This window comes from Yersinia sp. 2466 StPb PI, assembly GCF_041538325.1.
Classification (GTDB): domain Bacteria; phylum Pseudomonadota; class Gammaproteobacteria; order Enterobacterales; family Enterobacteriaceae; genus Yersinia; species Yersinia enterocolitica_E.
The window spans coordinates 2,262,662-2,287,936 of the sequence record NZ_JAULSL010000001.1 but is presented as its reverse complement, the minus strand read 5'-3'; the positions used below and the strand labels follow the sequence as shown (position 1 = coordinate 2,287,936).

The following is a 25,275-nucleotide window of genomic DNA, read 5'->3' as shown; positions in this document are numbered from 1 at the left end:
ATTAATATTATGTTGAGTAACATTAATGAGCAAAGGCACCGTACCTGTGCAATACCGGTGGTGCCTCTAAAAACACTGGCCACAGAATGCGGCCAGAGAGAATGACATAACTCATTGAACAACCGGATGAGATGACGCTGTTTTACAATGTTGCCGCCACTTCATCAGAGATTTCACCATTATGGTAAACCTCTTGCACATCATCAGAATCTTCCAGCATATCGATCAAACGCAGCAGTTTTGGTGCGGTTTCTGCATCCAAATCCGCTTTGGTTGATGGAATCAACGCAACTTCAGCACCTTCAGCCACCAGACCCGCTGCATCCAAAGCATCTTTCACCGCGCCCAATGACTCCCAAGCAGTGAACACATCAATAGCACCGTCATCATATACCACGATATCATCGGCACCCGCTTCCAATGCCGCATCCATCACGGTATCTTCAGCCAGACCTGGTGCGTAAGAAATGACGCCTTTTTTGGTAAACAGATAGGAAACAGAACCATCGGTTCCCAAATTACCGCCGGTCTTAGTGAATGCATGGCGGACTTCAGATACGGTACGGTTACGGTTATCACTCAGACATTCAACCATCACGGCAGTGCCGCCAGGTCCGTAGCCTTCGTAAATAATGGTTTCCATATTGTTATCTTCGTCACCACCAACACCACGGGCAATTGCGCGGTTCAGGGTGTCACGCGTCATATTATTCGATAACGCTTTATCGATGGCCGCACGTAAACGTGGGTTTGCACCGGGATCACCACCACCCAGACGTGCCGCAGTCACCAGCTCACGGATAATTTTAGTGAAAATCTTACCGCGCTTAGCATCCTGTGCCGCTTTGCGGTGTTTTGTGTTGGCCCATTTACTATGACCTGCCATAAATAAGTATCTCCAAAAATACTAGCTTGAATAAAGAACATACTCTTCAATCGCTTGCTGATTACTCCAGGATTTAGTTAATGCTGCGGCATCTGCAGCATCTAACCACTGGTAGGCAAGATGTTCGGTGATAACCACATCCCGCTCTTCGGGTAACGCCAGACAGAACCAATGTTCTTTATTCCGCGTAACACCCGGCGCATAGCGACGGCGCAAATGCACAAAGAGTTCAAATTCCACACAACGCAGGCAGTCGAGTAGATCAAGGTTTTCACCCAGTATATCAATGCCGACTTCTTCCTTTACTTCGCGCTGTGCGGTTTGCCGCGGCGCTTCCCCCTCTTCCAGACTGCCGGTCACCGACTGCCAAAAATCAGGATCATCACGCCGTTGCAACATCAACACCCGACCACTGGATCTGGCGTAGATCACCGCCAGTATTGATTCTGGGCGCTTATACCCGTCATCTTTCAAACTGCAAGTGTGTTGGCTTCGCTCAATCATCCGAATCACTTACCGGTGTAAGCTCACCGGGATTCTCTTGCTTGCCGCCTTCCTGCATCTTGAAATCTATTGGGTATATATAATTCATTACTTATTCTCTTCTTCCGCTACGTCTGTTGCCCCTTTCTTCGCCACTACGCTGATTGACAGCTCTTGCAGAGAAGCAGGATTAGCAAAGCTTGGCGCATCGGTCATCAGACAAGCCGCAGCAGTGGTTTTCGGGAAAGCAATGACATCACGAATGTTATCAGTACCGGTCAGCAGCATCACCAGACGATCCAGACCGAAAGCCAGACCTGCGTGTGGTGGTGTGCCATATTTCAATGCGTCCAGCAGGAAGCCAAATTTCTCACGCTGCTCGTGTTCATTGATACCCAGAATACCAAACACCTGTTGCTGCATTTCGGTACGGTGAATACGCACGGAACCGCCACCTACTTCATAACCGTTAATCACCATATCGTACGCATTGGCGATAGCCGTAGTCGGTGCCGCAGCCAATTGCTCTGGGCTCATCTCTTTTGGTGCAGTAAACGGATGATGCATCGCCGTTAGGCCGCCTTCGCTATCATCTTCAAACATCGGGAAGTCAACCACCCACAGCGGCGCCCATGTTCCCAGTTTGGTCAGTTCCAGATCACGACCTACTTTCAGACGCAATGCACCCATCGCGTCAGTGACGATTTTGTTGCTATCGGCACCAAAGAACAGGATATCGCCGCTTTCAGCCTGAGTGCGAGCCAGAATGGCTTCCAGCACCTCTGCAGTGAGGAATTTCGCAATGGGGCTTTGTACACCCTCAACGCCGGCTGCACGGTCATTGACTTTCAACCATGCCAAGCCTTTCGCGCCATAGATGTTGACAAACTGGCCGTACTCATCAATTTGCTTACGGGTAACCTGTGCGCCACCGGGAACACGCAGTGCAGCGACACGACCTTTGACATCATTTGCCGGGCCAGAGAAGACTTTAAACTCAACCTCTTTAACCAGATCCGCAACATCCACCAATTCCATTGGGTTACGCAGGTCTGGTTTATCAGAACCGAAACGACGCATAGCTTCAGCAAAAGTCATCACCGGGAAATCACCCAGCTCGACACCGTTGGTTTCCTGCCACAATTCACGCACTAGTTTCTCCATCACTTCGCGCACTTGATCGGCGGTCATGAAAGAGGTTTCAACATCGATTTGGGTGAATTCAGGCTGGCGGTCAGCACGCAAATCTTCATCACGGAAGCATTTTACGATCTGATAATAACGGTCAAAGCCAGACATCATCAGCAACTGTTTAAACAGTTGTGGTGATTGTGGCAATGCATAGAACTTGCCTTTGTGTACCCGGCTTGGCACCAGATAGTCACGCGCACCTTCTGGCGTTGCCTTGGTCAGCATTGGGGTTTCAATATCGAGAAAACCATGGCTGTCCATAAAGCGACGGACAAAGCTGGTGATTTTTGCACGGGTTTTCAGGCGATCGGCCATTTCCGGGCGACGCAAATCCAAATAGCGATACTTCAGACGCTGCTCTTCAGTGTTGGTCTGATTAGAGTCCAGTGGCAACGGCTCAGAACGGTTGATGATATTCAGCGCATTGGCAAAGATTTCCACTTCCCCCGTCGACATATCTTTATTGATTTGGCTATCTGGGCGCGCACGCACGGTGCCGGTAATCTGGATACAGAACTCATTACGCAACTCTGAAGCCTGTTCAAAAGCGGCTTTATGGTCTGGATCGAAAAATACCTGAACGATGCCTTCGCGATCACGCATATCAATAAAAATCAGACCACCGAGGTCACGACGACGGTTAACCCAACCACAAAGTGTAACGCTTTGGCCCACATGGGACAGATTCAACTGCCCGCAATACTCAGTACGCATACAATATCCTTTTACTCAGCCGATGCCACACGCGTTATGCACTGTCCGTGCGACTGTTTTCTTAGGTGTTTTGGATTAAAGAGTCTTGAAAAATGGGGGCCATTATAAAGGAATTTCATGGTATAGATAAGAGCGAACGCACAGCTCAGGCATGACAAAATCCCTTTCAGCGATGTTTTAACACATCATTTAACAAATTTATCCCCTCACAAGGACCGCCCGATAACATATGCTAGCAACAACGGGTCAGCAGGTGGAACCGCTCATCCAGACTTTCGCATAATGATATTGAGGCGTAACAGAATGAAACTTGATGCAAAAACCACCGCACTGGTACTGATTGACCTACAACAAGGGATCTTACCTTTTGCCAAAGGCCCCTATACGGCTGAACAGGTCATCGCCACCAACGCACAATTGGCAAAGCAGTTTCGCCTGCTGGGTGCTCCGGTGGTTTTAGTGCGAGTGGGTTGGTCTGACTCCTTCGCCGAGGCACTAAAACAGCCCGTAGATCAGCCAAGCCCTGCCCCCGAGGGTGGGTTGCCAGACTCATGGTGGACGTTCCCAGAACAACTCGCGGTGGCTGATCAAGATATCAAAATTACTAAACACCAGTGGGGCGCATTTTACGGCACAGATTTGGATTTACAATTACGCCGACGCGGCATAAAGACCATCGTATTGGCGGGGATTGCCACCAATATTGGTGTGGAATCAACAGCTCGTGCCGCTTGGGAGCACGGTTATGAGTTGGTGATTGCCGAAGATGGTTGCAGTACGGCGAGCAGCGAGATGCAGCAGTTCGCATTTACCCATATTTTCCCGCGGATATCCCGCGTGCGCAGCAGTAGCGAAATTCTTGCGGCCCTTAACGCGTAACGCTATAACGTCAGCGCAGCTAACAACGCTGTAGCGCCAAGTGATAAAAGTTTACCCAAATTAATTGGTGTTACAGCTAGGCAGCAAATGAATGAATCCCCATGAGCTGACATTAGTCAGTGATTCGGGTGAATGAGTGCAGCTAACAACGCTGTAGCGCCAAGTAAGAAGGGTAAAATATGTATATCGGACTGCCGCAATGGCAACACCCAACCTGGAACCGGCTGGGTATCAAGGATTTAGCTGACTATAGCCGCTACTTTAATTGTGTTGAAGGGAATACCACGTTTTATGCATTGCCACGGCTGGAAATAGTACAGCGCTGGCGTGATATGACGCCGGACAGTTTCCGCTTTTGCTTTAAATTCCCCTCGACGATTAGCCATCAGGCGGCTTTGCGCGAATGTGAGCAAGATCTACAGGCTTTTTATCACTGTTTGGCTCCACTGCATGAACGCATTGGCCAGTTGTGGTTACAGTTGCCCGCAGCATTTGGGCCTAATGCGTTGAACCATTTGTGGCAATTTCTCGATAAATTGCCCGCAGGCTTCAATTATGGGGTCGAAGTGCGTCATCCTGAGTTTTTTGCCAAAGGTGCTGCTGAGTTGGCGCTCAATCAAGGTTTGCACCAACGGTCAATCAATCGGGTAATATTAGATAGCCGCGCTATTCATGCCGCCAAACCGGCAACTGCGGCCGTACGGGATGCACAAAGCAAGAAACCCCGCCTCCCTGTTCATGCCGTCGTCACTGGCAGTCACCCCTTGGTGCGATTTATTGGTGGCGACCAAATAGATGATAATTTGGCTCTATTTTCGCCATGGTTACAAAGGCTGCCACAGTGGGAACAGCAATATCAACCTTATTTATTCATTCACACACCAGATAACAGTGACTCGCCGCAGCAAGCACAAAAGCTATGGCAACAGTTGGCAGCACGCATACCGACGCTAGCAACCGCACCTGACTGGCCTGAACAAGTGACGTTGTTTTAAGCTCATCTTTCCAAACACTAAACTGAACCTCAAGAAATGACAATCCATCGATTTTTCTAGCGACAGTGACCCAACAGGCGGTTATCATTATTCCGCCAGTCTATGGTTGGGCAATGGAGTTGAAAATGGTTAGCTCGCTTTATGTCGTGTTGGGCGCACTGTTATTGATAAAGCTTTCATTTGATGTGGTTAAATTGAGAAACCAGTACCGGGTAGCTTATGGCGACGGCGGTTTTTATGAATTACAAACCGCTATCCGGGTACATGGGAACGCCGTAGAATATATCCCTATTGCTGTCATTTTGCTCATTATGATGGAGATGAACGGTGCTGAAACGTGGATGATCCATATCTGTGGATTAATGCTGATAGTTGGCCGCCTGCTACATTATTATGGTTTACGCCATCGCGAAATTCGCTGGCGTCGCTCCGGGATGAGTGCCACCTATGTTTCTTTGGTATTAATGGTTATAGCTAATATTTACTACTTGCCTTGGGATCAGATTTTCAGTCTGACCTGATAGGCTTATCGCTTGTTCCGTTGCGAGGTCCCCATCGCCGGAGTTCTATTAGTTTGGGCGGCTGACTACCGCCTTCACGCTCATCTGTGTCTATCAGCCCTCTTCTCACGCATTATCACGCTAATGCGTTTGGTTTTCTGTTATAATATGCGCCTTAAATTTCTTGTTAATGCCAATGACAGTCATGCCAAATCGCGACACTCAATCTCAAAACGACGCACAACGCCATCCGGCTGGGGCTATCGAGCCACTGCGTGACAGCCTATTTGCTGCCCCTATTGCCAAGTTAGGTGACTGGACCTTCGACGAAAAAGTTGCTGAAGTGTTCCCCGATATGATCCAGCGATCGGTCCCTGGTTACTCCAATATTATTTCGATGATAGGCATGTTGGCGGAACGTTTTGTGCAGCCTCACAGCCAGATTTATGATCTCGGCTGTTCGCTGGGTGCGGCCACCCTGTCAATGCGCCGTAATATTAAGGCTGAAGGTTGCAAAATTATTGCCGTGGATAACTCGCCGGCAATGGTCGAACGTTGTCGCCGCCATCTTGATGCTTTCCGGGCGGAAACGCCGGTGGAGGTTGTCGAGTCCGATATTCTGGATATTCGGCTGGAAAATGCCTCCATGGTGGTGCTTAACTTCACCCTACAATTCCTTGAACCGGCAGATCGCCAGCGGCTACTTAACCAAGTGTACCAAGGGTTACGCCCGGGAGGTGCTCTGGTGTTATCCGAAAAATTCAATTTTGAAGATAACGATATTGGCGAATTACTGTTCAATATGCACCTCGATTTTAAGCGCGCTAATGGCTATAGCGAACTGGAAATCAGTCAGAAACGCAGCATGCTGGAGAACGTCATGTTAACCGACTCGGTTGAAACCCATAAACAACGCTTGCATCAGGCGGGTTTTGAACACGCAGAAGTCTGGTTTCAATGCTTTAACTTTGGTTCTCTGATCGCCCTGAAAGCAGGAGAGGCGCAATGATTGAATTTGGCGATTTTTACCGGCTGATTGCCAAAGGCCCGTTAAGCCCATGGTTAGATACCCTGCCCGCTCAGCTCAGTGCCTGGCAGCGTGAGTCGTTACACGGCAAGTTTAAAACCTGGTTTAATGCGGTAGAGCATTTGCCGTTACTTACACCGACCACCTTGGATTTGCGTGACGGTGTACGGGCCGAAATGTCCCCCCCGATCTCTGCCGGTCAGCGGGAAGGGATGGAGAATATGTTGCGTGCGCTGATGCCGTGGCGCAAAGGCCCATTCTCGCTATATGGGCTGGATATTGATACTGAATGGCGTTCTGACTGGAAATGGCAACGGGTGTTACCGCATATTAGCCCACTGGCTGGCCGTAGCATTTTGGATGTCGGTTGTGGTAGTGGATATCATTTGTGGCGCATGATTGGCGAAGGTGCCCATCTGGCCGTCGGTATCGACCCAATGCAGCTGTTTTTATGCCAATTTGAAGCTATTCGTAAACTGCTAGGGGGGGATCAGCGAGCGCATGTGTTGCCATTGGGTATCGAACAGCTGCCGGAACTTGCAGCCTTTGATACCGTATTCTCGATGGGAGTGCTGTATCATCGTCGCTCACCTTTGGACCACCTTTATCAGCTCAAAAATCAGTTGGTCAGCGACGGTGAACTGGTACTTGAAACCTTAGTCGTTGCAGGCGATAGCCAACAGGTGTTAGTCCCGGGTGACCGTTACGCTCAGATGCGCAACGTATATTTCATTCCATCGGCACCGGCATTGAAAGCCTGGTTGGAAAAGTGTGGGTTTGTCGATGTCAGGATCGCTGATATGGCGCTGACCACCACCGATGAACAACGCCGTACTGACTGGATGACCAGCGAATCGTTAGCCGAGTTTCTTGACCCACATGACCCGAGTAAAACGGTAGAAGGCTACCCTACTCCCCTCCGAGCGGTATTAATCGCGCGTAAGCCATAATAAGGCAGCCCCGGCGTAATTGGCCGGGGCAGTGTACAACGGTTGGCAGCACGCTTGAAAGAGCTAGGCACTTTGTGAAAGAGGGCGGCCCATCACTAATAAACTCTTCATTGCCTCAACGACATCACCATCAACACAATAATGGGCAAACTCATCAACATCACTGTCAGCACACATAGTGACGCCCGCTTTGCGATATTTCATCGTCGATGGGACCGCCCGCCCGGCAGAGCTGTGCAGCTCACGGATACCGGCATCAATAAACTTTTGCATATTCGTCAAACGAACCCCAGCGCCCGCCATGATAACCGGCCCTTTATCCTGAGTTGCAGCAAGCAAATCTTTTAATAACGCCAACCCCAGCTCAGCATTTGGCTGCTGGCCCGAGGTTAAAATCCGCGCCACATTCAGGTCAGTTAATTGCTGTAAGGCAATCATTGGGTTCTGGCACATATCAAATGCCCGGTGGAAAGTGACCGCCAATGGGCCACTGATGGACATTATCTCCCGCATCCGTGGCATATCAATGTGGCCGTCGGTATCCAGTACACCAACCACTACGCCCGCAAATCCCATATCACGGATTCGCGCGATATCATTTTTGATGATTGCAAAATCATTATTGCTATAACAAAAATCGCCACCTCGAGGCCTTACGATAGGATGCACCGGAATAGTAACAGTTTCATTGGCTTGCATTAATGTACCAACGCTGGGTGTTAAGCCCCCTTCGGACTGACCGCAGCACAATTCAATCCGGTCGGCTCCTGCCTTTTCTGCTATCTGCGCGCAATCAACGCTATAGCAACAAATTTCCAATATAGTCATTCTCTCTCCCGTTTGACGAACGCCACTGCGACAGTATTTATACCCGCTTACTTACGGGCATATAAATAAGAACTAAATAATTTACCTGTTGAATAAATAGCGAAGATCGCTCTCAAGTAAAAACAGAAACTAATAAAACATACTTAAGCGTTTACTATGGCACTCATTTTAAATCTATGAGTAGATGTCAGTCACAGTGATAACCATAAGTGAAAGTCGCTATCAAAATAAATAACCCATTAACGTTAAATATTGCGCTCACTGGCTATAATTTGCCGCAAAGTATAGGGATGGAACTTAATGGTTATCTCACCATCACTCACCGCCAGTGTCGGGTTGGCTAAGCGCTCATGTTCCCCTTGTGGAGAACTGAATTTCTCGCTGATACCCTCCGGTAATGTGGCTGGCAATAAAGCACGAGCACGTGACCTCAAGGTATGCGGGTCCCCTGGCAAGACTAGCTCGATATGCTCCCATCCCTGATGGGGGTAATGCGTTTTCCCCGGATAGGGTAATTCCACGCAATCGATCAGCCATGGCCCGACCACCAGAGGTTGAGCCAAGTCGAACAGGTAAATCACCCGACCATTAATCAGTGTCTCGGACATCAAATCACCGCACTGCGCTAACCCACTGCGCCAACGTTGCGCGGTTTCGACTTGGTGGCAACGTAACGAAATATGATCAGCGCTAAATTGCATTAAATCCAAATTCAATCGCGTGGCGAAGCGAGCCAGTTTTTGCTCAAAGCATGGTAAGTCAGTAAATAAGTCCTGTAATTCGGCAATATCTTTCAGGCTACGCATCCGGCTCTCCTTTTGAATTGTTATTGCGGGCAGTAACGCGGCCATAATCTACCGTTATTACCGCTAATCAGCCATATTTAATCTAACCGTTTTGTTCTTTCGCATTCGCCATTGCTAATAAAATAACCGGTTAATCTATTTAGCCATGAGATTAGCGACAACCACTGGCCTGATGCTGACGCCGAGGGTCAAATATGGTATAAATCCTGCCATCTTGTGACTAACCCTCTGCCAGACGGCTCTGCCGCCCATCATTTTTGTGGTGAAAGGCTTTGGCCTTGTTTGAATTAACTGGCACAGAGATTTTCTTGTGCATCATTAATCTGTCTTTTGTGCGTAATTAAGGTAACCCGGTGAATATTCAGGCTCTTCTCTCAGATAAAGTCAGCCAGGCGCTGATTGCAGCAGGTGCTCCAGCAGATAGCGAAGCTCAGGTTCGCCAATCTGCTAAAGCTCAATTTGGCGATTATCAAGCTAATGGTGTAATGGCCGTTGCCAAAAAACTTGGCATGCAACCAAGGCAACTGGCAGAAAAAGTCATCGAGCTGCTTGATCTTTCAGGCATTGCCAGCAAAGTTGAGATTGCCGGCCCCGGTTTTATCAATATTTTTCTGGACCGCCAATGGGTTGCAGAAAAAGTAGAACATGCGCTGACGGCACCGAAACTCGGTGTTGCACCGGTAGAACCGCAAACTATCGTGGTTGACTACTCGGCACCCAACGTGGCTAAACAGATGCATGTCGGCCACCTGCGTTCAACCATCATCGGCGATGCAGCGGTGCGCACTTTAGAGTTTCTGGGCCACAATGTTATTCGCGCTAACCACGTGGGTGACTGGGGAACCCAGTTCGGCATGTTGATTGCCTATTTGGAAAAGATGCAGAACGAAAATGCCAGTGATATGGGCTTATCGGATCTGGAGCTTTTCTATCAGCAAGCCAAGAAAACCTATGACGAAGATGAAGCGTTTGCCCAACGCGCCCGCGCTTATGTAGTGAAACTGCAAGGCGGTGACGAGTATTGCCGTCAGATGTGGCGCAAGTTGGTGGATATCACCATGGCGCAAAACCAGATTGCCTACGATCGGTTAAATGTCACACTGACCAAAGATGATGTAATGGGTGAAAGCCTGTATAACGCCATGTTGCCGGGTATTGTTGCTGATCTGAAAGCCAAAGGGCTGGCGGTGGAAAGCGAAGGCGCAACCGTGGTGTATCTGGATGAGTATAAAAATAAAGATGGTGAGCCAATGGGCGTCATCATTCAGAAAAAGGATGGCGGTTACCTCTACACCACCACAGATATCGCTTGTGCCAAATATCGCTATGAAACCTTGGGCGCAGACCGCGTGCTGTATTACATCGATACCCGTCAGCACCAGCATCTGATGCAGGCCTGGACTATCGTTCGTAAAGCCGGTTATGTTCCTGAGTCAGTACCCCTTGAGCACCATATGTTTGGCATGATGCTGGGTAAAGACGGTAAACCGTTTAAGACGCGCTCCGGCGGTACAGTGAAGCTTGCCGATTTATTGGATGAAGCTATCGAGCGTGCCGGCAAATTGATTGCCGAGAAAAATCCTGATATGCCCGCAGATGAACTGAAGCAGGTGGTGGACGCCGTTGGTATTGGTGCGGTGAAATATGCCGACTTGTCTAAGAGCCGCACCACTGACTATATCTTCGACTGGGATAACATGCTGGCACTGGACGGTAACACGGCGCCTTATATGCAATATGCTTATACCCGCGTGGTTTCAGTATTTAAGCGTGCCGGTATTGATGAAAGCAACCTGACATTGCCATTGGTTATCACTGAAGACCGTGAAGCAGCACTGGCTACCCGCCTGTTGCAGTTTGAAGAGGTCATCACCACGGTGGCCCGTGAAGGCACACCACATGTGATGTGTTCATACCTGTATGATTTAGCAGGCTTGTTCTCCAGCTTCTACGAACACTGCCAGATCCTGAATGCAGAAAGTGAAGAGATCCGCCAAAGCCGCCTAAAACTGGCGATGCTGACAGCAAAAACACTGAAGCAAGGTCTGGATACTTTAGGTATTCAGACGGTAGAACGGATGTAATTGGTAGCTACATCTATATTCTCGATTCTCGTCGCCCGGCAAAATACAGGGCGGCGGGTATATCAGTGAAAAGGCACCTTTAGGTGCCTTTGTTATAATACGAGCCAGCAGATTAAATCACCGACCGCTAATTACTCTCAGGGACGTCAGGCATAATAAACTCTCCGCTTGAATAATTAAAAATTCCGCCCTGAATATTGTTATTCTTGTTAGTATTATAGGGTGCGCGTATCAGTAACTTTTTCCCTGAATCTGCATCAGCGAGGGTGCCACGGGCGACACCCAGTATAGTAGATGCAAGATTAAAACCACCACCACCCTGATGATAGCTATTACTTATATTCCCCACGTGCAGTTCTTTGATATTAGCAATAACTTTACTCTCCGCGTTATTTATTTGAGCGGCGATCAATGTCGTTTTTCCTAACACCTTAATATCAGCGATTTTTTGCGCAAAAATACCTGACAGATGATCGACGGCATCATTTTTAACTATATTGACATCTAAATTAGCATGGCCTGCGAATCCAGCAGGGCCGGTTAATCCTGTTTTAAATTTATCGCCAAGAAAACGGGCCGTCTTATCTGCGAGGTTTCGTGAGTGAGTTTTGTTTGATAGTGGCGGCAATGCTACAGTTTGCTTATCTTTGCTAAAACTAACACCTCCCATGGTATCTTTGGCCGGAAATTTTTTATTGTATGCGGTACCCATTTTATTAATACCCTTGGTTAACACATTCTTAATTTCCCCCTCAAAGCGCTTGGTGCCAATTTTCGATAGATTACTGATCACACTGCTATTTTTATCATTTGTATGACTCAGGGCAAAATTGACCAATACCTCCGTGATATCTTGTTTATCTTTCCGGCTTTCTATATTGAGATCACCACCGACATCAACGAGTGCGATATCTGCCGAGACATCAGCACCCAACATGCGGGTATCTTTATGACTTTTGAGTGTGAAAGTGCCCGTCTTTATATGGGTGTTTTGGTGCTCAACGACATCTTGCTTATCGACAGCCACTTTTATTCCTGCACCAGTATAATGACTTTTACTGCTACTATTTTTATCAACAAGACCATTGCTGTCTTTATTAAACTTACCGGTTAGCACCAAGTCGGCATTAATATCAAAGTTCCAATTATCTTTTGGCAACACAGTTAGCGCAGACTCCATCAATATGCCCCCTTGATTGGTATTGATATCCATTTTTTTTGCATCAACCTGTAGCCCTTGAGTATAAATCGCCTGATTATCATCACTGTGCGCCTGCAATGAAACCACCCCGGCACTGTATATATTCATTCCTTTACGGACCACTTTGGATTCATTGACTTTATCTGCATTGCCATCACCGCCAATGAAACCCATTTTGCTGCTATCAGTCTCAGAAGCGGCGACCTTACCTCCGACTCTGATATTCCCACCGGCTTTAAGACCATTATTAGCGCTGTCTGACAGCGAGGCTCCTAATATTAATTTTTGACCTGCCATCATCTGAACATTGCCAACCTTGGCTTTTTCATTACCTATTTTAGTCCCAATGAGAGTAATGTTACTCGCATCTAAAGTGACAGCATGCCGTGCCTTTATTTGACCCACTTTAGCATTTGACTCATGTCCATGACTCTTTTGGTAACCTCCTCCCAATTCAAGGCGCAACTCTTTAGACCCCACACCACCGCCTACGGCTAATTTACCTTTCCCATGAGTTCCTGTGGCGTTATTACTGCGGTTATCAATGACCTGATCAAAATGTATATCCCCACCAGATTTAATATGAACCCCCCCTTGCTCAGAAGAGATTTCCGTCGCTTGATAATAGGCATTGCCAATTGTGTTAATCAGCACATTACTACCCGCCTTAATAGATGAGGGTAACAACACGCTGCTCGCGCTATCTTTTTCAGACGTCTCGCCTGCGGCTGATAATGCTACTTTTATGTCTTTACCTGTCATGGTTGAGACCCGAATCGCGCCTTCCCCCTTCTCATTTTCAATATTATTTTGACTGGAGTTTATTGCTGCATGACTGAAATGATGGCCTGCATCCAAACTAAACAGTCCGCCTTGCTTATTAATACCCTTGGCGTGATACTGTGTGCCATCATCAATGATATTTTCTCTGGCAAGCAAAGTAATATCTGCGGCGGCTATTTCTGTTACTGAAGCCAATGAGCTGAGACCTGATTTAGTCGTCTTACCACCACTGGCATAGATATCCACACCAACGTTAGGATCTGAAATTCCTTTGATACTCCCTGTGCCGCCTAAATGATGAAGTACATTCGCAGGGTCCTTTATGACTTTTTCTATTTGCCGGGTATATTTACTGTAATTAATATTAAAACCTAGCCCTGCTTTAATTTCTTTTTCAGTGCTGTTACTGATAGTTTTATCATTGCTGGCCATATGATAGATATTTTTCGCTCTTTCATAATATTTCCCACTAACCTGATGCTGAGCGCCCTGATGAGTGATATCCTCTCCAGCAGTAATCGTCATATTTCCATTGATATCAGTCTTTGCGCCAATACTGGTATTAGTTAGCTCATGGCTCTTATTATTACTATATTTACCTTCAACACCACTACCAAATTTATCTATTCCGCCATCATAATGTGCACCACCGGAGTAAATGGTACGCTCTTTATCCGTCATATTGGAATCAATTGCAGCCAGGAATTGGACCCCTTCTTTAGCCGATAACGCCAAGTCCCCCTGATTTGTTTTTATCGCAGTACCGTAAAACCTAATGTCTTTATCCGCATTAATATTGATTGTCTTTCCCATTAATGTGGCAAAATGACTCTTTGTTTTACTGTTTTTTTCTTTGTTATTAACATGTTTAATTTCAAACCCTGCCCGGTATTGCTTATCTTTCTGTTTCTTAGCGAACCATTCCCAACTAAGACGACTGTCTTGTTCATCACTTTGTTGTTGTTGGCGAGCTGCCGTGACAACGAAGTTACCCTTGGCATCGATGTCTAATTTACCGCGAGTATTAACCAATGCACCATCAATAAAGACATTATTTGAATCTAAAGCAACGCCGTTCCCTGATGTTATCTCAGTATCAATAAAACGCTCATTGCTGTTCTTCTTGTTGTTAGAATCTATGATAATATTAAATGCAACACCTGTTTCTTTGCTAGAGCGTTCGCTTGTTTTATTAAGTACCCCTGCCAAAATCAGATCGCCTGACGCTTTAATCGATGTATCATTTAACGCATTAACTTTACTAGCAATAATAGAAATATTTTCATTGGCGTTGATATAAACCTTGCTGCTAGATAACTCTGACGGTTCATTTATATAAGTATATTTTTTATCTGAATCTCTTTCACTGCCTCCTAACGCGTCCCATTGAGTAAAGCCCGTATAACTCACTTTGGAATTTTCAATTTTTTGTGGATTTACGCTAATATTATTACCACTATTTAATTTAAGATAGCCATCTACATTAACTTTCACGCCAGCAATATTGATGTTCCGCCCAGACTTCAACTCAGCATTTCCATTAGCATATATATTTGTTTTACCTAACGTCTCAAATGTAATTAATTCTCTTATATTGCCATTTTTTAGATCCCCCCCAGATCGTTCATTACAACTAATTTATCAGTCGTTTCCTTGCCAATATGCCCGCTGAGAAGCAAATCACGACTTGCATCCAATTTTGTGTCACCGCCACTTTTTAGATTCGTGCCTTTTATAACCAAATCTCCATCAGTAGCCTCAATATTTAAACTATCGATACCGAGTATTAAACTCTCGTCGAATTTCTTCACACTTTGAGTATATTCGGTAATTTTATCACCAATGCCATCACCCTGTTTATCTGAATCTATAATGGTTTTCTTTTCACGCGCCAAACCCTCAATGATTACGGTAGAGCCTTTGACTAATACATCATGAGCCCTAAATGTAACACCGGTTAATTGGTTATTTTCGCTTGCGGTAATGTTAATATTACTGCTGTCCACAAAAATAAGTTCGTCTGTTTTATTCGATCCTTTTGTGGATACAGGGTCTTTAGCCATGATTATATTCTTGGCTTGTAGATCAATAGATTCTCCCTTTACAACATCGCTTTGTAGCCAGATGGTGCCCGCTGCATTGATATTTAGTTCCTCTTGGGCAGTGATATCCCCCACCAATGTCAAACCACTCTCTTTACGGGTATCGATGAGTTGAATACGATTTGCCGCAATGCTGCCAAGGAAATATCCGTCAATCATAGTCTCGTGGGCTTCAGTAGCATCAGACTGGAGTACTTCATTTTGGCTAGAAACCCTGTTTTGCCCAACAATAACATTAACATCCTTAGCCGCCCGAATAGCACTGTCAGCATCGATAGTCGGGGTAATTAACGTCAATACATTAGCCAGATCGGTGGCAGCGGTGTTCTTTATTGTCATTCTTTGTGTGTTGTTTGCAGTATCAAATTGCTGTAATGCCCCGTTATTTACCACCGACTGACCCACCACCAGGGTTACCTGATTGAAATTAGGATCAAAGCTACACCCATCACAGCTAATACCATTCGGATTTGCCAGAACGTAGTCAGCGGCCATACCAACAACTTGCTGCCGCCCCAATAACAGCGAGGCATTACGACCAACCACTTCATTTAGAATCAAACTGGCTGCGTTGCCTTGCAGATTGGGGTTGGCACCGAGTTGCCCCGCATTTGAATTAACACTTTCCAAGGAGTTATTAAATACCGCTCCTTCACGGCCTACATTGAACGCCTCATACTGATTGTGAGACATTCCCGATGCCGAAGGTGGGGCGATATTAATCACTGGCACCCCATTGGTAGCAACATGGATATCAGGGCCATGCGCCCCTGCTGTCGCTGCCAGACTCGACTCCGCTGCGTGAATAACAGATATTGGCGTTAGCATCATCGCCAATAGAACGGTTAATTTTCCTGCTGGTGAAAGTTTAAATTCTTTTTTTCTCATGAGTTATTACCCTTATTAATTTTTTAATCAATATTGTATTAATATTAAAATGCGTAGCTTAGCCGACCTAATATCTGGACAGGTTCTTTACGGCCGGAACTATCTGATAACAGCCAACCACGACTTACCTCGACATCAAGATTTACCTTCTTGTAGTAAAGCGTGACTCCGGCACTCAAACCGGCGTTGCTTTGCCAGCCTTGTTTATTATCACGTTGCAATACCCGCCCAACATCTATACCCACGCGAGGTATAAAGGTTAAATTGGCCCTCGATACATGTCGTGAAAGTGTATTTTTTGTATACCAACCTAATTGCCCTTTACTCGCTCCCCGGCTAAATCCGCGAATAGCATTACGTTCTGTTATGTTGAATTCCTCCGAGCCAGGCAATTGACCATGACTATATTGTCCGGATAAAATACTGTTTAGTTGATACCGTGAATTAAGGACCAGAAAGCCGTAATTTAAATTAAAATTGACACCTCCTTTTGTGAATCTATTATCTATTTTAAACACCTTTTTATGACCACGAACTTTATCATTAGTGAACCATGGCACACCTCTTTCTATATAAGAATTAATATTAATTGCACTTGTGGGCATAATGAATAATTGATTTAAACCAAGTTGCAGCGTAGTCAATTGGTAACTACTTACCTCGATTTTCTTATCATTAAAACGGGTATTTATTTTCTTGTTTTTTAACTGCACACTGAGTGTGTTTATCTTGTTTTTACTGCGATCAAATGTATATTCAGAGCGAAAATTAATGTCTCTTACATCCCCATGAAGTTTAACCCTATTGTAAGTCAGTGTTTCATAGCGCCTATACTGCATTTGGTTGATAAAAGCACTAAATGTAAAAGCACCATAAGGGATTGAATAAAATAGTGTAGTTTCATTTTTATAACGTACTCTTTGGCTGTCTAATGTTCTATTCAGGCTAATGCTGATCATATCTGACAGTCCGAGTGGGCTATCCAGGGTAAAAGATATTTTTTTCTTCCACTCGTCAATATTTTTATAACCATAATTATCGACTGAGCCTGATAAGTGCCATGACGTAGACGGTTTGTTTTTTATCAGAATAATTGAGCCATTTTCGTTACTGCCCGGTAATATATCCAGAGTGACTTGGTTAGATTGCAATTTATTGGCCTGATCGATGGCTTGATCAAGCTGTGCTACCTGGAGTGGTTTACCCACCACGCTAGGAAATAGCATTTTGTGATCTGTTCGTTTATCCCCACCGGCAATTCTTTCAACAATACCTTCAGTCACACGCAGCCCAAGCTGTCCCTGCGCATTTATAGGTATAAATTTGACGCGAGCAGCAATATAGCCTTTTTTATATACTCTTTGGTAATGTCTTTAGCCAGAGTGTTAATGTCATTATTTGTAATACAGTCATTTTCGATATTAATGAGTCGTTCTATATCCTTTAATGAAATAAGTGTATTCCCTTGAACAAAAATTCCTGATATTGCCAGGCACTGTTTTCTTTTATCATTTTCGATCAAGTCAGTCTTATCTGCCTGGGCAATATTACAAATGAAAAAAGCGATTAAAATAGATAGCCGTATAATAAGCATTTATCAAATACCTTGAGTGTACATTTTAAATATTTCATAAACATAAAGACGAATTGAATCACATACTGTGAAAGGTCAATATGAACGAATTTATTTAAATTGATGTGCATATCAACACCCATTCAAAATACATAATACCCAAGCCCAATAAAGTACATGATAAGCTAATGAGATGCTTTTTAATGATTAGTAATATAATTAGTCGATTTAGATGCATTTATTTAATAGAAATAAAATTTTTATTATGTAAACCAATAAAACAGCGTCGTTAAAAGATAAAAAAAGCCCCGAGAAATATCGGGGCTTTGGTTAGATTATTTATTTAATCTATAATTATATTTGGATTGATTGACTCAGGATGTTCTGCGGGCAAAATCCCGAATTTTAAATCCGAGTAATGCCAGCGCGGCAAAATAGGCAATCACCCCTGCGGCAACGACAGCAGACAACCGTAACAAGCGATAGGCCATCCCCCCCACATCCCACGCAGGCATCACCCAGAGCAGCCCCAGTAACACGGCCGACATCACCACAACACCGATAACCAGCTTGGTTAGAAATACGGCCCAACCCGGTTGTGGCTGGAATATTTTCTGTTTACGCAGCTGCCAATATAGCAAGCTGGCATTAAGGCAGGCCCCCAACCCAATAGAGAGTGATAACCCAGCATGCTTGAGCGGCCCGATGAATATCAGGTTCATTACTTGGGTCAATATCAGTGTGATAATGGCAATTTTCACCGGCGTTTTAATATTCTGACGCGAGTAAAAACCGGGTGCCAACACTTTCACTACAATCAGCCCCATTAAACCAATGGAATAGGCCACTAACGCCCGTTGCGTCATTGCCGCATCAAAAGCACTGAATTTACCGTATTGGAATAATGACACCACCAACGGTTTAGCTAAAATCCCTAATGCAACAGCACTTGGCAACGCCAATAGGAAACATAACCTTAGTCCCCAATCCATTAGTCGGGAATATTCATCATGATTGCCACTGGAGAAACTTTTTGCCAGTGAGGGCAATAAAATCGTGCCAAGCGCCACGCCCAGCACCCCCGACGGAAACTCCATCAAACGGTCAGCGTAATACATCCAGGAAACGGAACCTGACACCAAGAATGAAGCAAAAATGGTATTAATAATCAAAGAGATTTGGCTGACTGACACACCAAGGATCGCCGGCCCCATTTGGCGCATAACTCGCCAGACGCCAGCATCTCGCAGTGATAACCGTGGCAGCACCAACATGCCAATCTTCTTCAGATGAGGGAGCTGATAGCCTAATTGCAGTACCCCGCCAACCACCACCGCCCAGGCCAGCGCCATGACTGGTGGATTGAAATAGGGTGCGGCAAACAGCGCAAAACCTATCATGCTGATATTAAGGAAAGTGGGCGCAAAAGCAGGAATAGAAAAACGATTCCAAGTATTAAGGATCGCCCCCACTAAGGAGGCCAGCGAAATTAGCAGAATATAAGGGAAAGTCACTCGCAGCAGCGCGGAGGTTAACGCAAACTTATCAGGTGTATCAGTAAAGCCGGGAGCCGTAATAAAAATCACCCAAGGCGCGGCCAACATCCCCAAAACGGTCACTACTGCCAGTATCAGGGTTAACAGACCAGAGACGTAAGCAATGAAAGTGCGGGTTGCCTCCTCGCCCTGTTGACTTTTATATTCGGCCAGTATGGGGACAAAAGCCTGTGAGAATGCCCCTTCCGCGAATATTCGCCGCAATAGATTAGGCAATTTAAATGCCACAAAGAAGGCATCCGTTGCCATCCCGGCACCAAAAACCCGCGCCACTATCGCATCACGGGCAAAGCCTAATACGCGGGAAAACATGGTCATGGAACTGACGGCTGCCAGTGATTTCAGTAGATTCATAGGTTGTCTGATATGGGGTTCTGATCTGTTTTCCGATCTATTTTTTAATACGTCGTAAATATCAACGCCTGCATTAGCAGGCGTTGCTTCTACCCAATTGTTGAGGTGCCAAAATTAAGGTGCCCCTGAAACGGTTTGAACACAGCCGCCAGTCTACGTATCCGGCGATGAATATCCATCGCAAGGTGTAACAAATTACTGACTTAGCCCGCTTTTTGCGCCATTTTGCTTTGCATTATCGACTTATTGAACAGTATCCTGCTGTAAAATTTGCTCTATCATTCGCTGCGCATAAATAGCTTCATCACCCGAAACTTGTGGTGCCGTTTGGTTGCTTACTGCATCAATAAAATGATGCACTGCACCGGTAAAGCCTCGCAGGTCTAAGGTGGTTTGCCAACTGGCTACCGGCAAACTTATCACCTGCCCATCCGACTCCTGCTGCCAGTGGCTCATATTACTAACCTGATAACAGGCAGCCGTACTGACGGCTTGCACGCTTTCCCGCTGGGTCCCTGCGTGGCGGTGCATACTGGTAGTTATCAGACCATTGCCCGCTTGAAAATGGTGTTCTGCATACAGCATCTGTCCCAACGCATTTGTCTGAAGCGTTCCACTCAGCAGCTTTGCCGCTTCGCCACCAAGCCACAGAGCGGTATCCACCACATGCAGATAATCATCAAGCAAGGTAAAGCGCAGATCATTCGGCCCCACACTGTTCTGGCGATGTTTCTCCATCCGCAGCGATGCCGGGTGAATGACTTGTTGTTTCAGTTGTTGGTATAGCGGAGCAAAACGTCGGTTAAACCCGACCATCAGTGCCAAGTGCCGTTTCGCGGCCAGTGCTATCAATTGTTCGGATTGCTCGAGTGTTTCGGCCAGCGGCTTATCGACATAAACATGAATCCCTGCCTGCAACAGTTCACTGACCACCTTAAAATGGCTGGCAGTACTGCTGTGAACAAAAATAGCATCGCATTCAGCAGCTAACGTATCTAATCGAGAAAAATAGCGCATCCGATAGCTGTCACACACAGGTTGTGCTTTGATTTGATTGGGGGAGAACGCACCAACCAGTTGCCAGTCCCGTGCTTGAGTCAAAATAGGTAAATAGGCCTTTTGTGCAATACCGCCCAAACCGACAATACCAATACGTAGTTTTTTCATAGGATCCTTATTAATCATCCAACTGAATCAATACTTCATCCAACCGACGTGTCAGTGCGACCACTTGCCGTTCAAGTTGGGCAACTCTCTCCTCAAGGGCGCTGCTTTCTCCTTCAGCACTCTCTGCTATTGCCAAGGCCGGGGCCACCTCACCACTAAAAAGATGCATAAAGCGGCTTTCACGTTTACCCGGTTCACGGGCTAAACGCACCACAAATGGCCCATCTTCGCGGATTGCCAGTTGGTTCAATACCTCTTCTGTTTCAGTAACATCGGCAAACTCATACATCCGGTTAGTGCGAGTACGCAGCTCTCCTGGTGTTTGTGCACCACGCAATAATAGCGTGGTAATCACCGCCAACTCAGCAGGTGAGAACTTTAGGTTGCCAAATTCCGAGTTGCAAAAACGGTGCTCGTACTTCATTACTCGGTTACCGCTCTGGGTGCGAATAAGGTGTTTTTTCAGCAAGAAATCCAGTGTCTGCTGGACTTCCGAATCGGATAACTCCATCACCGGTTCACGGTTGGTTTTCTGGTTACAGGCGACGGTCACGCCATTGAGCGACATCGGATATTGCTCCGGTGTTGTCACTTGTTTTTCTAGCAAACAGCCAATAACTCTGGCTTCCTGTGCATTTAAACTGTGTTTCATCCTGACCTCAGCGAGTTGGCGTCCATTCTTTATTAGTCAAAGCAGTCAGCACATGGTCGCGCCACTGACCATCAATCAGTAAATAATCCTTGGCGTAACCTTCACGCTCAAATCCAAGGCGTGCCAGTAAGTTGCCACTGCGATGATTGTGCGGCATATAATTAGCCATGATACGGTGCATCCGTTCCTGCCGCTGCATATAGCGAATCAGCGGCTGCAACGCTTCAAACATTAAACCCTGACCCTGCCAGCGCTCACCTAATGAATAACCCAGAAAACAGGCATGGAACGAACCTCGCAGTACATTGCTAAAGTTAGCCACTCCGCGCACTTCTTTCTCTTCGGGGTCCAGCAGAATAAAGTAGTAGGCGCTCCCCTGCTTTTGTAGCTCCATGATCATACCCAGCCGCGCCTGCCAACCGGAAGGCATGCAATGACTTTGATCGCGCACGGGTTCCCATGGTTTGAGAAATACCTGATTTTCAGCATAATACTCAGCCATGCGGTAGGCATCACGTTCATGAACCAACCGCAATGACATGCGGTCCGTCGTCAGGCGTATTTTAGGTGTTGCTGAATGATAGCCGAACATCTGCTCCCCTTGGGCTGCACTCTGTACTTAATTTAGCGACAATCTTTTACTTCAATATACCTGTTGCCCATACCCTGCGTAAAACCGCCCTTGCAAACTTTGCACACGAGGACACAATGAAATCACGTAGTTAAAGCGGTGAATAAGCATTTTATTATGAATAATCGATGAGGTAACGTATTGACGATAAAAAAATATTATCAATCTACCCTCTATCGTTTCTAGCAATTTGGGTACAAACTATAAGCGTGTTTTTTATTCCCTCCTTATTTAATTTCTGACGGTGAAGCATGGCCTTGGTATCGCAAGCTCGGAGCTTGGGTAAGTATTTTTTATTGCTTGATAACTTATTAGTTGTGTTGGGTTTTTTCGTTGTCTTCCCACTCATCTCTATCCGATTTGTCGATCAACTGGGTTGGGCTGCGGTGCTCGTTGGCCTGGCCTTGGGGCTAAGGCAACTTGTCCAACAAGGGTTAGGCATCTTTGGTGGTGCCATTGCCGACCGTTTTGGTGCCAAGCCAATGATTGTTACCGGCATGCTAATGCGGGCTGCTGGCTTTGCATTTATGGCAATGGCCGATGAACCTTGGATACTCCTGCTGGCTTGTGCGCTATCTGGCTTAGGTGGCACCCTATTTGATCCGCCGCGTACCGCTTTGGTTATCAAATTAACCCGCCCCCATGAACGTGGCCGTTTTTACTCCCTGCTGATGATGCAAGATAGTGCAGGTGCGGTGATCGGCGCATTAATCGGCAGTTGGTTACTGCAATACGACTTCCATTTTGTCTGTTGGACTGGCGCGGTAATCTTCATTTTGGCGGCAGGCTGGAACCTTTGGTTGCTGCCCGCCTATCGCATTTCCACCGTGCGTGCGCCAATGAAAGAAGGTTTAATGCGGGTGCTACGTGATCGCCGCTTTGTGACTTATGTCCTGACGCTAACAGGCTATTACATGCTGTCGGTACAGGTGATGCTCATGCTGCCGATCGTGGTAAATGAGATTGCGGGGTCTCCTGCTGCCGTTAAATGGATGTACGCCATTGAGGCCGCGCTTTCTTTGACATTGCTTTACCCACTTGCTCGCTGGAGCGAGAAACGTTTTCGCCTCGAACAGCGCCTCATGTTTGGGCTATTAATCATGACATTAAGCCTGTTTCCGATCGGTTTGATTTCCCACCTGCAAACACTGTTTATGTTCATTTGCTTCTTCTATACAGGTTCAATTATCGCTGAACCCGCACGTGAAACCCTGGGGGCTTCGCTGGCCGACTCGCGCGCACGTGGCAGCTATATGGGCTTTAGCCGTCTGGGGCTGGCGTTGGGAGGAGCATTAGGCTATACCGGTGGCGGCTGGATGTACGATACTGGCCGAACGCTGGAAATGCCGGAGTTACCCTGGTTCCTGCTGGGCGTTATTGGGGTAATTACGCTGGCCGGGCTTTACTGGCAGTTTAATCAGCGCCGTATCGAGTCTGCCATGCTAAGCGGCAGTTAGCACTATTCTGTCGTTAGCACTAGTGCCAGAGTCGCCAAGCCTCTCTGGCATCTTTTTATTCTCTTTTCAAACCAACGTTGATTCGGGGTTATCCGATTGGCAGATGCCCCCCACCGCCGCATTATTGTCCGCAATACTGAACCTTGGTTGAACAAATATGGTTAATAATACAAAACAGTGGATTAACCGGTTACTATTGGCCTGTTTGTCTGGTTTGATGTGATGCGCCATCTTGTTTGTTTAGTAAATATTGCTATGAGGTTTTGATGAAGACATTAATGTGGGGCGCTGCTGCGCTGATTGTGACCACGACACTGGTCGGCTGTAACCAATTAACTCAATACACATTGAGCGAACAGGAAATCAATGAATATCTGCAAAAACACAATAACTATGAAAAGCAGATTGGCATACCCGGTCTGGTTGACGCCCACATTATCTTGACGCAATTGCAGAGCCAGATTGGCCGTACTGAGCCTGGTAAAGTGACCTTAACCGGTAATGCCAAAGTAGACATTACCTCGATCCTTGGCCCACAAAGTGCGGATATGACGCTGACACTAAAAGCGCAACCGACATTCGATCGTGAGAAAGGCGCTATCTTCCTAAAAGATATGGAATTGACTGATTATACCGTTAAGCCAGAAAAAATGGATTCAGTGATGAAAGCACTGACCCCTTATCTGAATCAGTCGTTGAAATCCTACTTTAATCAGCAACCGGTCTATGTGTTGGACAGTGAAAAGAGTAAAGCTGAAGGGATGGCGAAAAAGCTGGCAAAAGGTTTAGAAGTGAAACCAGGCCAGTTAGTCATCCCACTGACTGACTAGCTGCACTGCGAGGTTTACAGGCTATCGTTTGCTGCATCGTCACTGATACCAAATGTCATTGCCGTTGCAGTAAACGAATGAAAAATCGGTCGGGAACCGGTTTGAACCGTATTTATGCTGGCTCGCAGGGTGAGCCTCAAAGAATGAGGCTCATTAATCCAAAGAGGGTTACTTAATTCGGCAAAGTATCTTCAGACAACTCATCCCACATCGCCTGTAACGCTTCGCGGCTCAACTGAGCCAACGTCCGATAAAAGCCGGTGTTAGCGTGGGCCTCTACTTTGCCGAGAAAGCGACCACACCAGGGCAGTAAATAGTCGTTAAACAGTGCGGTTTGAGCCGCAATCTCATCCTCTGCGGCTTGGTCTTCCAACCAAGAGGCTGCCAATAATAACCCACCAAAATGATCAGTTGGGCCATCGCCCAGCGGCATCCCTCGTTGTTGCAAAAACGCTCTGACCTCAGCTTCTGGGCAAGCATCCTCATAATCGCTGCCATAAGGTGACACGCTACGATCATCGCCGACGAACAACGCGTTATAATCAGCGACCACCGCCGGTGGCTGATACTCTTGTTGCAAACGCGCCAGCAGCTCACCTTGTTCCAGTGGCCAGTGCTGCTCTAATTTGCCCTGACTTATCAGCGCAAAAAGGGGGGCCAGTAGCGGATCTTGTGGTTGGCGATAAAATAGTGACCCAAGAACCCGGCACACCAGAGAGAAATCATTCATTTACATCT

General features: G+C 46.4%; 22 protein-coding genes. 8 read left to right on the top strand and 14 right to left on the bottom strand.

Going from position 1 to position 25,275, the window contains the following annotated elements; translation table 11 throughout:
• Positions 1-142: 142 nt before the first annotated feature.
• The 3 genes from Q2T72_RS10335 to aspS form a co-directional block, all read right to left on the bottom strand.
• Entirely contained in the window at positions 143-886 is a 744-nt protein-coding gene (locus tag Q2T72_RS10335; RefSeq protein ID WP_083159003.1) for a YebC/PmpR family DNA-binding transcriptional regulator, read from the bottom strand.
• Positions 887-907: 21 nt separating this feature from the next.
• The gene (gene nudB, locus Q2T72_RS10330) at positions 908-1,390 is read right to left on the bottom strand and encodes a dihydroneopterin triphosphate diphosphatase (RefSeq protein ID WP_102970418.1); all 483 of its coding nucleotides are present in this window, start codon (positions 1,388-1,390) and stop codon (positions 908-910) included.
• Positions 1,391-1,477: 87 nt separating this feature from the next.
• The gene (gene aspS / locus Q2T72_RS10325; RefSeq protein ID WP_372569129.1) at positions 1,478-3,274 is read right to left on the bottom strand and encodes an aspartate--tRNA ligase; all 1,797 of its coding nucleotides are present in this window, start codon (positions 3,272-3,274) and stop codon (positions 1,478-1,480) included.
• A gap of 303 nt (positions 3,275-3,577) precedes the next feature.
• Here aspS and Q2T72_RS10320 point away from each other — a divergent pair, with 303 nt between their 5' ends.
• The 5 genes from Q2T72_RS10320 (at position 3,578) to cmoB (ending at position 7,625) form a co-directional block, all read left to right on the top strand.
• Positions 3,578-4,153: a hydrolase gene (locus Q2T72_RS10320; RefSeq protein ID WP_372558917.1), complete on the top strand. Its 576-nt coding sequence runs from the start codon at positions 3,578-3,580 to the stop codon at positions 4,151-4,153.
• 179 nt (positions 4,154-4,332) lie between these two features.
• Complete coding sequence (locus Q2T72_RS10315; protein ID WP_083159006.1) at positions 4,333-5,148, top strand: DUF72 domain-containing protein; 816 nt, start codon at positions 4,333-4,335, stop codon at positions 5,146-5,148.
• Positions 5,149-5,273: 125 nt separating this feature from the next.
• Positions 5,274-5,669 (top strand): MAPEG family protein, encoded by a 396-nt coding sequence (locus Q2T72_RS10310; protein WP_083163679.1) that lies wholly within the window; start codon positions 5,274-5,276, stop codon positions 5,667-5,669.
• Positions 5,670-5,853: 184 nt separating this feature from the next.
• Positions 5,854-6,657 carry a carboxy-S-adenosyl-L-methionine synthase CmoA gene (gene cmoA, locus Q2T72_RS10305; RefSeq protein WP_102970419.1) on the top strand — a complete coding sequence of 268 codons (804 nt, stop codon included), beginning with the start codon at positions 5,854-5,856 and terminating at the stop codon, positions 6,655-6,657.
• On the top strand, positions 6,654-7,625 hold the full coding sequence (cmoB, locus tag Q2T72_RS10300; protein WP_372569128.1) for a tRNA 5-methoxyuridine(34)/uridine 5-oxyacetic acid(34) synthase CmoB: 972 nt from the start codon (positions 6,654-6,656) through the stop codon (positions 7,623-7,625). The genes cmoA and cmoB overlap by 4 nt, the downstream gene beginning before the upstream one ends.
• Positions 7,626-7,688: 63 nt before the next feature.
• On the opposite strand, the gene cutC is transcribed toward cmoB, so the two are convergent.
• Complete coding sequence (cutC, locus tag Q2T72_RS10295) at positions 7,689-8,453, bottom strand: copper homeostasis protein CutC (protein WP_083159007.1); 765 nt, start codon at positions 8,451-8,453, stop codon at positions 7,689-7,691.
• Between the two features lie 245 nt (positions 8,454-8,698).
• Positions 8,699-9,259, bottom strand: a complete 561-nt coding sequence (locus tag Q2T72_RS10290; RefSeq protein ID WP_083159008.1) for a VOC family protein — start codon at positions 9,257-9,259, stop codon at positions 8,699-8,701.
• 353 nt (positions 9,260-9,612) lie between these two features.
• Between Q2T72_RS10290 and argS the strand changes: the two genes are divergently transcribed.
• Positions 9,613-11,343, top strand: coding sequence for an arginine--tRNA ligase (argS, locus tag Q2T72_RS10285; protein ID WP_083159009.1), 1,731 nt, complete (start codon positions 9,613-9,615; stop codon positions 11,341-11,343).
• 127 nt (positions 11,344-11,470) lie between these two features.
• Here argS and Q2T72_RS10280 read toward each other — a convergent pair whose 3' ends face one another.
• The 8 genes from Q2T72_RS10280 to rimJ all read right to left on the bottom strand — a co-directional run bounded on the left by Q2T72_RS10280 (position 11,471) and on the right by rimJ (position 22,211).
• The gene (locus Q2T72_RS10280) at positions 11,471-14,878 is read right to left on the bottom strand and encodes a hemagglutinin repeat-containing protein (protein WP_372569878.1); all 3,408 of its coding nucleotides are present in this window, start codon (positions 14,876-14,878) and stop codon (positions 11,471-11,473) included.
• 53 nt (positions 14,879-14,931) lie between these two features.
• Positions 14,932-16,317, bottom strand: a complete 1,386-nt coding sequence (locus Q2T72_RS10275) for a filamentous hemagglutinin N-terminal domain-containing protein (RefSeq protein WP_372569127.1) — start codon at positions 16,315-16,317, stop codon at positions 14,932-14,934.
• 44 nt (positions 16,318-16,361) lie between these two features.
• A complete protein-coding gene (locus tag Q2T72_RS10270) occupies positions 16,362-17,600 on the bottom strand; it encodes a ShlB/FhaC/HecB family hemolysin secretion/activation protein (RefSeq protein ID WP_372569126.1) in 1,239 nt (412 codons plus the stop codon).
• A 26-nt stretch (positions 17,601-17,626) separates the two neighbouring features.
• Positions 17,627-17,911, bottom strand: coding sequence for a POTRA domain-containing protein (locus tag Q2T72_RS10265; protein WP_372569125.1), 285 nt, complete (start codon positions 17,909-17,911; stop codon positions 17,627-17,629).
• A 353-nt stretch (positions 17,912-18,264) separates the two neighbouring features.
• Positions 18,265-19,800, bottom strand: coding sequence for a murein biosynthesis integral membrane protein MurJ (gene murJ, locus Q2T72_RS10260; RefSeq protein WP_005185199.1), 1,536 nt, complete (start codon positions 19,798-19,800; stop codon positions 18,265-18,267).
• Positions 19,801-20,043: 243 nt separating this feature from the next.
• Complete coding sequence (locus Q2T72_RS10255; protein WP_372558911.1) at positions 20,044-20,985, bottom strand: Gfo/Idh/MocA family protein; 942 nt, start codon at positions 20,983-20,985, stop codon at positions 20,044-20,046.
• Complete coding sequence (locus Q2T72_RS10250; RefSeq protein WP_083159014.1) at positions 20,978-21,619, bottom strand: YceH family protein; 642 nt, start codon at positions 21,617-21,619, stop codon at positions 20,978-20,980. The genes Q2T72_RS10255 and Q2T72_RS10250 overlap by 8 nt, the downstream gene beginning before the upstream one ends.
• Before the next feature lie 7 nt (positions 21,620-21,626).
• Positions 21,627-22,211 (bottom strand): ribosomal protein S5-alanine N-acetyltransferase, encoded by a 585-nt coding sequence (rimJ, locus tag Q2T72_RS10245; protein WP_372569124.1) that lies wholly within the window; start codon positions 22,209-22,211, stop codon positions 21,627-21,629.
• A 290-nt stretch (positions 22,212-22,501) separates the two neighbouring features.
• Between rimJ and mdtH the strand changes: the two genes are divergently transcribed.
• Together mdtH and Q2T72_RS10235 are read left to right on the top strand one after the other, a co-directional pair.
• Positions 22,502-23,707, top strand: a complete 1,206-nt coding sequence (mdtH, locus tag Q2T72_RS10240) for a multidrug efflux MFS transporter MdtH (RefSeq protein WP_083159016.1) — start codon at positions 22,502-22,504, stop codon at positions 23,705-23,707.
• A gap of 266 nt (positions 23,708-23,973) precedes the next feature.
• Positions 23,974-24,537 carry a lipoprotein gene (locus Q2T72_RS10235; RefSeq protein ID WP_083159017.1) on the top strand — a complete coding sequence of 188 codons (564 nt, stop codon included), beginning with the start codon at positions 23,974-23,976 and terminating at the stop codon, positions 24,535-24,537.
• Positions 24,538-24,709: 172 nt separating this feature from the next.
• On the opposite strand, the gene Q2T72_RS10230 is transcribed toward Q2T72_RS10235, so the two are convergent.
• A complete protein-coding gene (locus Q2T72_RS10230) occupies positions 24,710-25,267 on the bottom strand; it encodes a molecular chaperone (protein WP_083159018.1) in 558 nt (185 codons plus the stop codon).
• Positions 25,268-25,275: the final 8 nt, after the last annotated feature.

What these genes read in the sequence shown, in the direction of transcription:
- Q2T72_RS10335 (WP_083159003.1), bottom strand. Translation starts at nt 886, where the DNA reads ATGGCAGGTCATAGTAAATGGGCCAACACAAAACACCGCAAAGCGGCA.
- nudB (WP_102970418.1), bottom strand. Translation starts at nt 1,390, where the DNA reads ATGATTGAGCGAAGCCAACACACTTGCAGTTTGAAAGATGACGGGTAT.
- aspS (WP_372569129.1), bottom strand. Translation starts at nt 3,274, where the DNA reads ATGCGTACTGAGTATTGCGGGCAGTTGAATCTGTCCCATGTGGGCCAA.
- Q2T72_RS10320 (WP_372558917.1), top strand. Translation starts at nt 3,578, where the DNA reads ATGAAACTTGATGCAAAAACCACCGCACTGGTACTGATTGACCTACAA.
- Q2T72_RS10315 (WP_083159006.1), top strand. Translation starts at nt 4,333, where the DNA reads ATGTATATCGGACTGCCGCAATGGCAACACCCAACCTGGAACCGGCTG.
- Q2T72_RS10310 (WP_083163679.1), top strand. Translation starts at nt 5,274, where the DNA reads ATGGTTAGCTCGCTTTATGTCGTGTTGGGCGCACTGTTATTGATAAAG.
- cmoA (WP_102970419.1), top strand. Translation starts at nt 5,854, where the DNA reads ATGCCAAATCGCGACACTCAATCTCAAAACGACGCACAACGCCATCCG.
- cmoB (WP_372569128.1), top strand. Translation starts at nt 6,654, where the DNA reads ATGATTGAATTTGGCGATTTTTACCGGCTGATTGCCAAAGGCCCGTTA.
- cutC (WP_083159007.1), bottom strand. Translation starts at nt 8,453, where the DNA reads ATGACTATATTGGAAATTTGTTGCTATAGCGTTGATTGCGCGCAGATA.
- Q2T72_RS10290 (WP_083159008.1), bottom strand. Translation starts at nt 9,259, where the DNA reads ATGCGTAGCCTGAAAGATATTGCCGAATTACAGGACTTATTTACTGAC.
- Q2T72_RS10275 (WP_372569127.1), bottom strand. Translation starts at nt 16,317, where the DNA reads ATGAGAAAAAAAGAATTTAAACTTTCACCAGCAGGAAAATTAACCGTT.
- Q2T72_RS10265 (WP_372569125.1), bottom strand. Translation starts at nt 17,911, where the DNA reads ATGCTTATTATACGGCTATCTATTTTAATCGCTTTTTTCATTTGTAAT.
- murJ (WP_005185199.1), bottom strand. Translation starts at nt 19,800, where the DNA reads ATGAATCTACTGAAATCACTGGCAGCCGTCAGTTCCATGACCATGTTT.
- Q2T72_RS10255 (WP_372558911.1), bottom strand. Translation starts at nt 20,985, where the DNA reads ATGATTAATAAGGATCCTATGAAAAAACTACGTATTGGTATTGTCGGT.
- Q2T72_RS10250 (WP_083159014.1), bottom strand. Translation starts at nt 21,619, where the DNA reads ATGAAACACAGTTTAAATGCACAGGAAGCCAGAGTTATTGGCTGTTTG.
- rimJ (WP_372569124.1), bottom strand. Translation starts at nt 22,211, where the DNA reads ATGTTCGGCTATCATTCAGCAACACCTAAAATACGCCTGACGACGGAC.
- mdtH (WP_083159016.1), top strand. Translation starts at nt 22,502, where the DNA reads ATGGCCTTGGTATCGCAAGCTCGGAGCTTGGGTAAGTATTTTTTATTG.
- Q2T72_RS10235 (WP_083159017.1), top strand. Translation starts at nt 23,974, where the DNA reads ATGAAGACATTAATGTGGGGCGCTGCTGCGCTGATTGTGACCACGACA.
- Q2T72_RS10230 (WP_083159018.1), bottom strand. Translation starts at nt 25,267, where the DNA reads ATGAATGATTTCTCTCTGGTGTGCCGGGTTCTTGGGTCACTATTTTAT.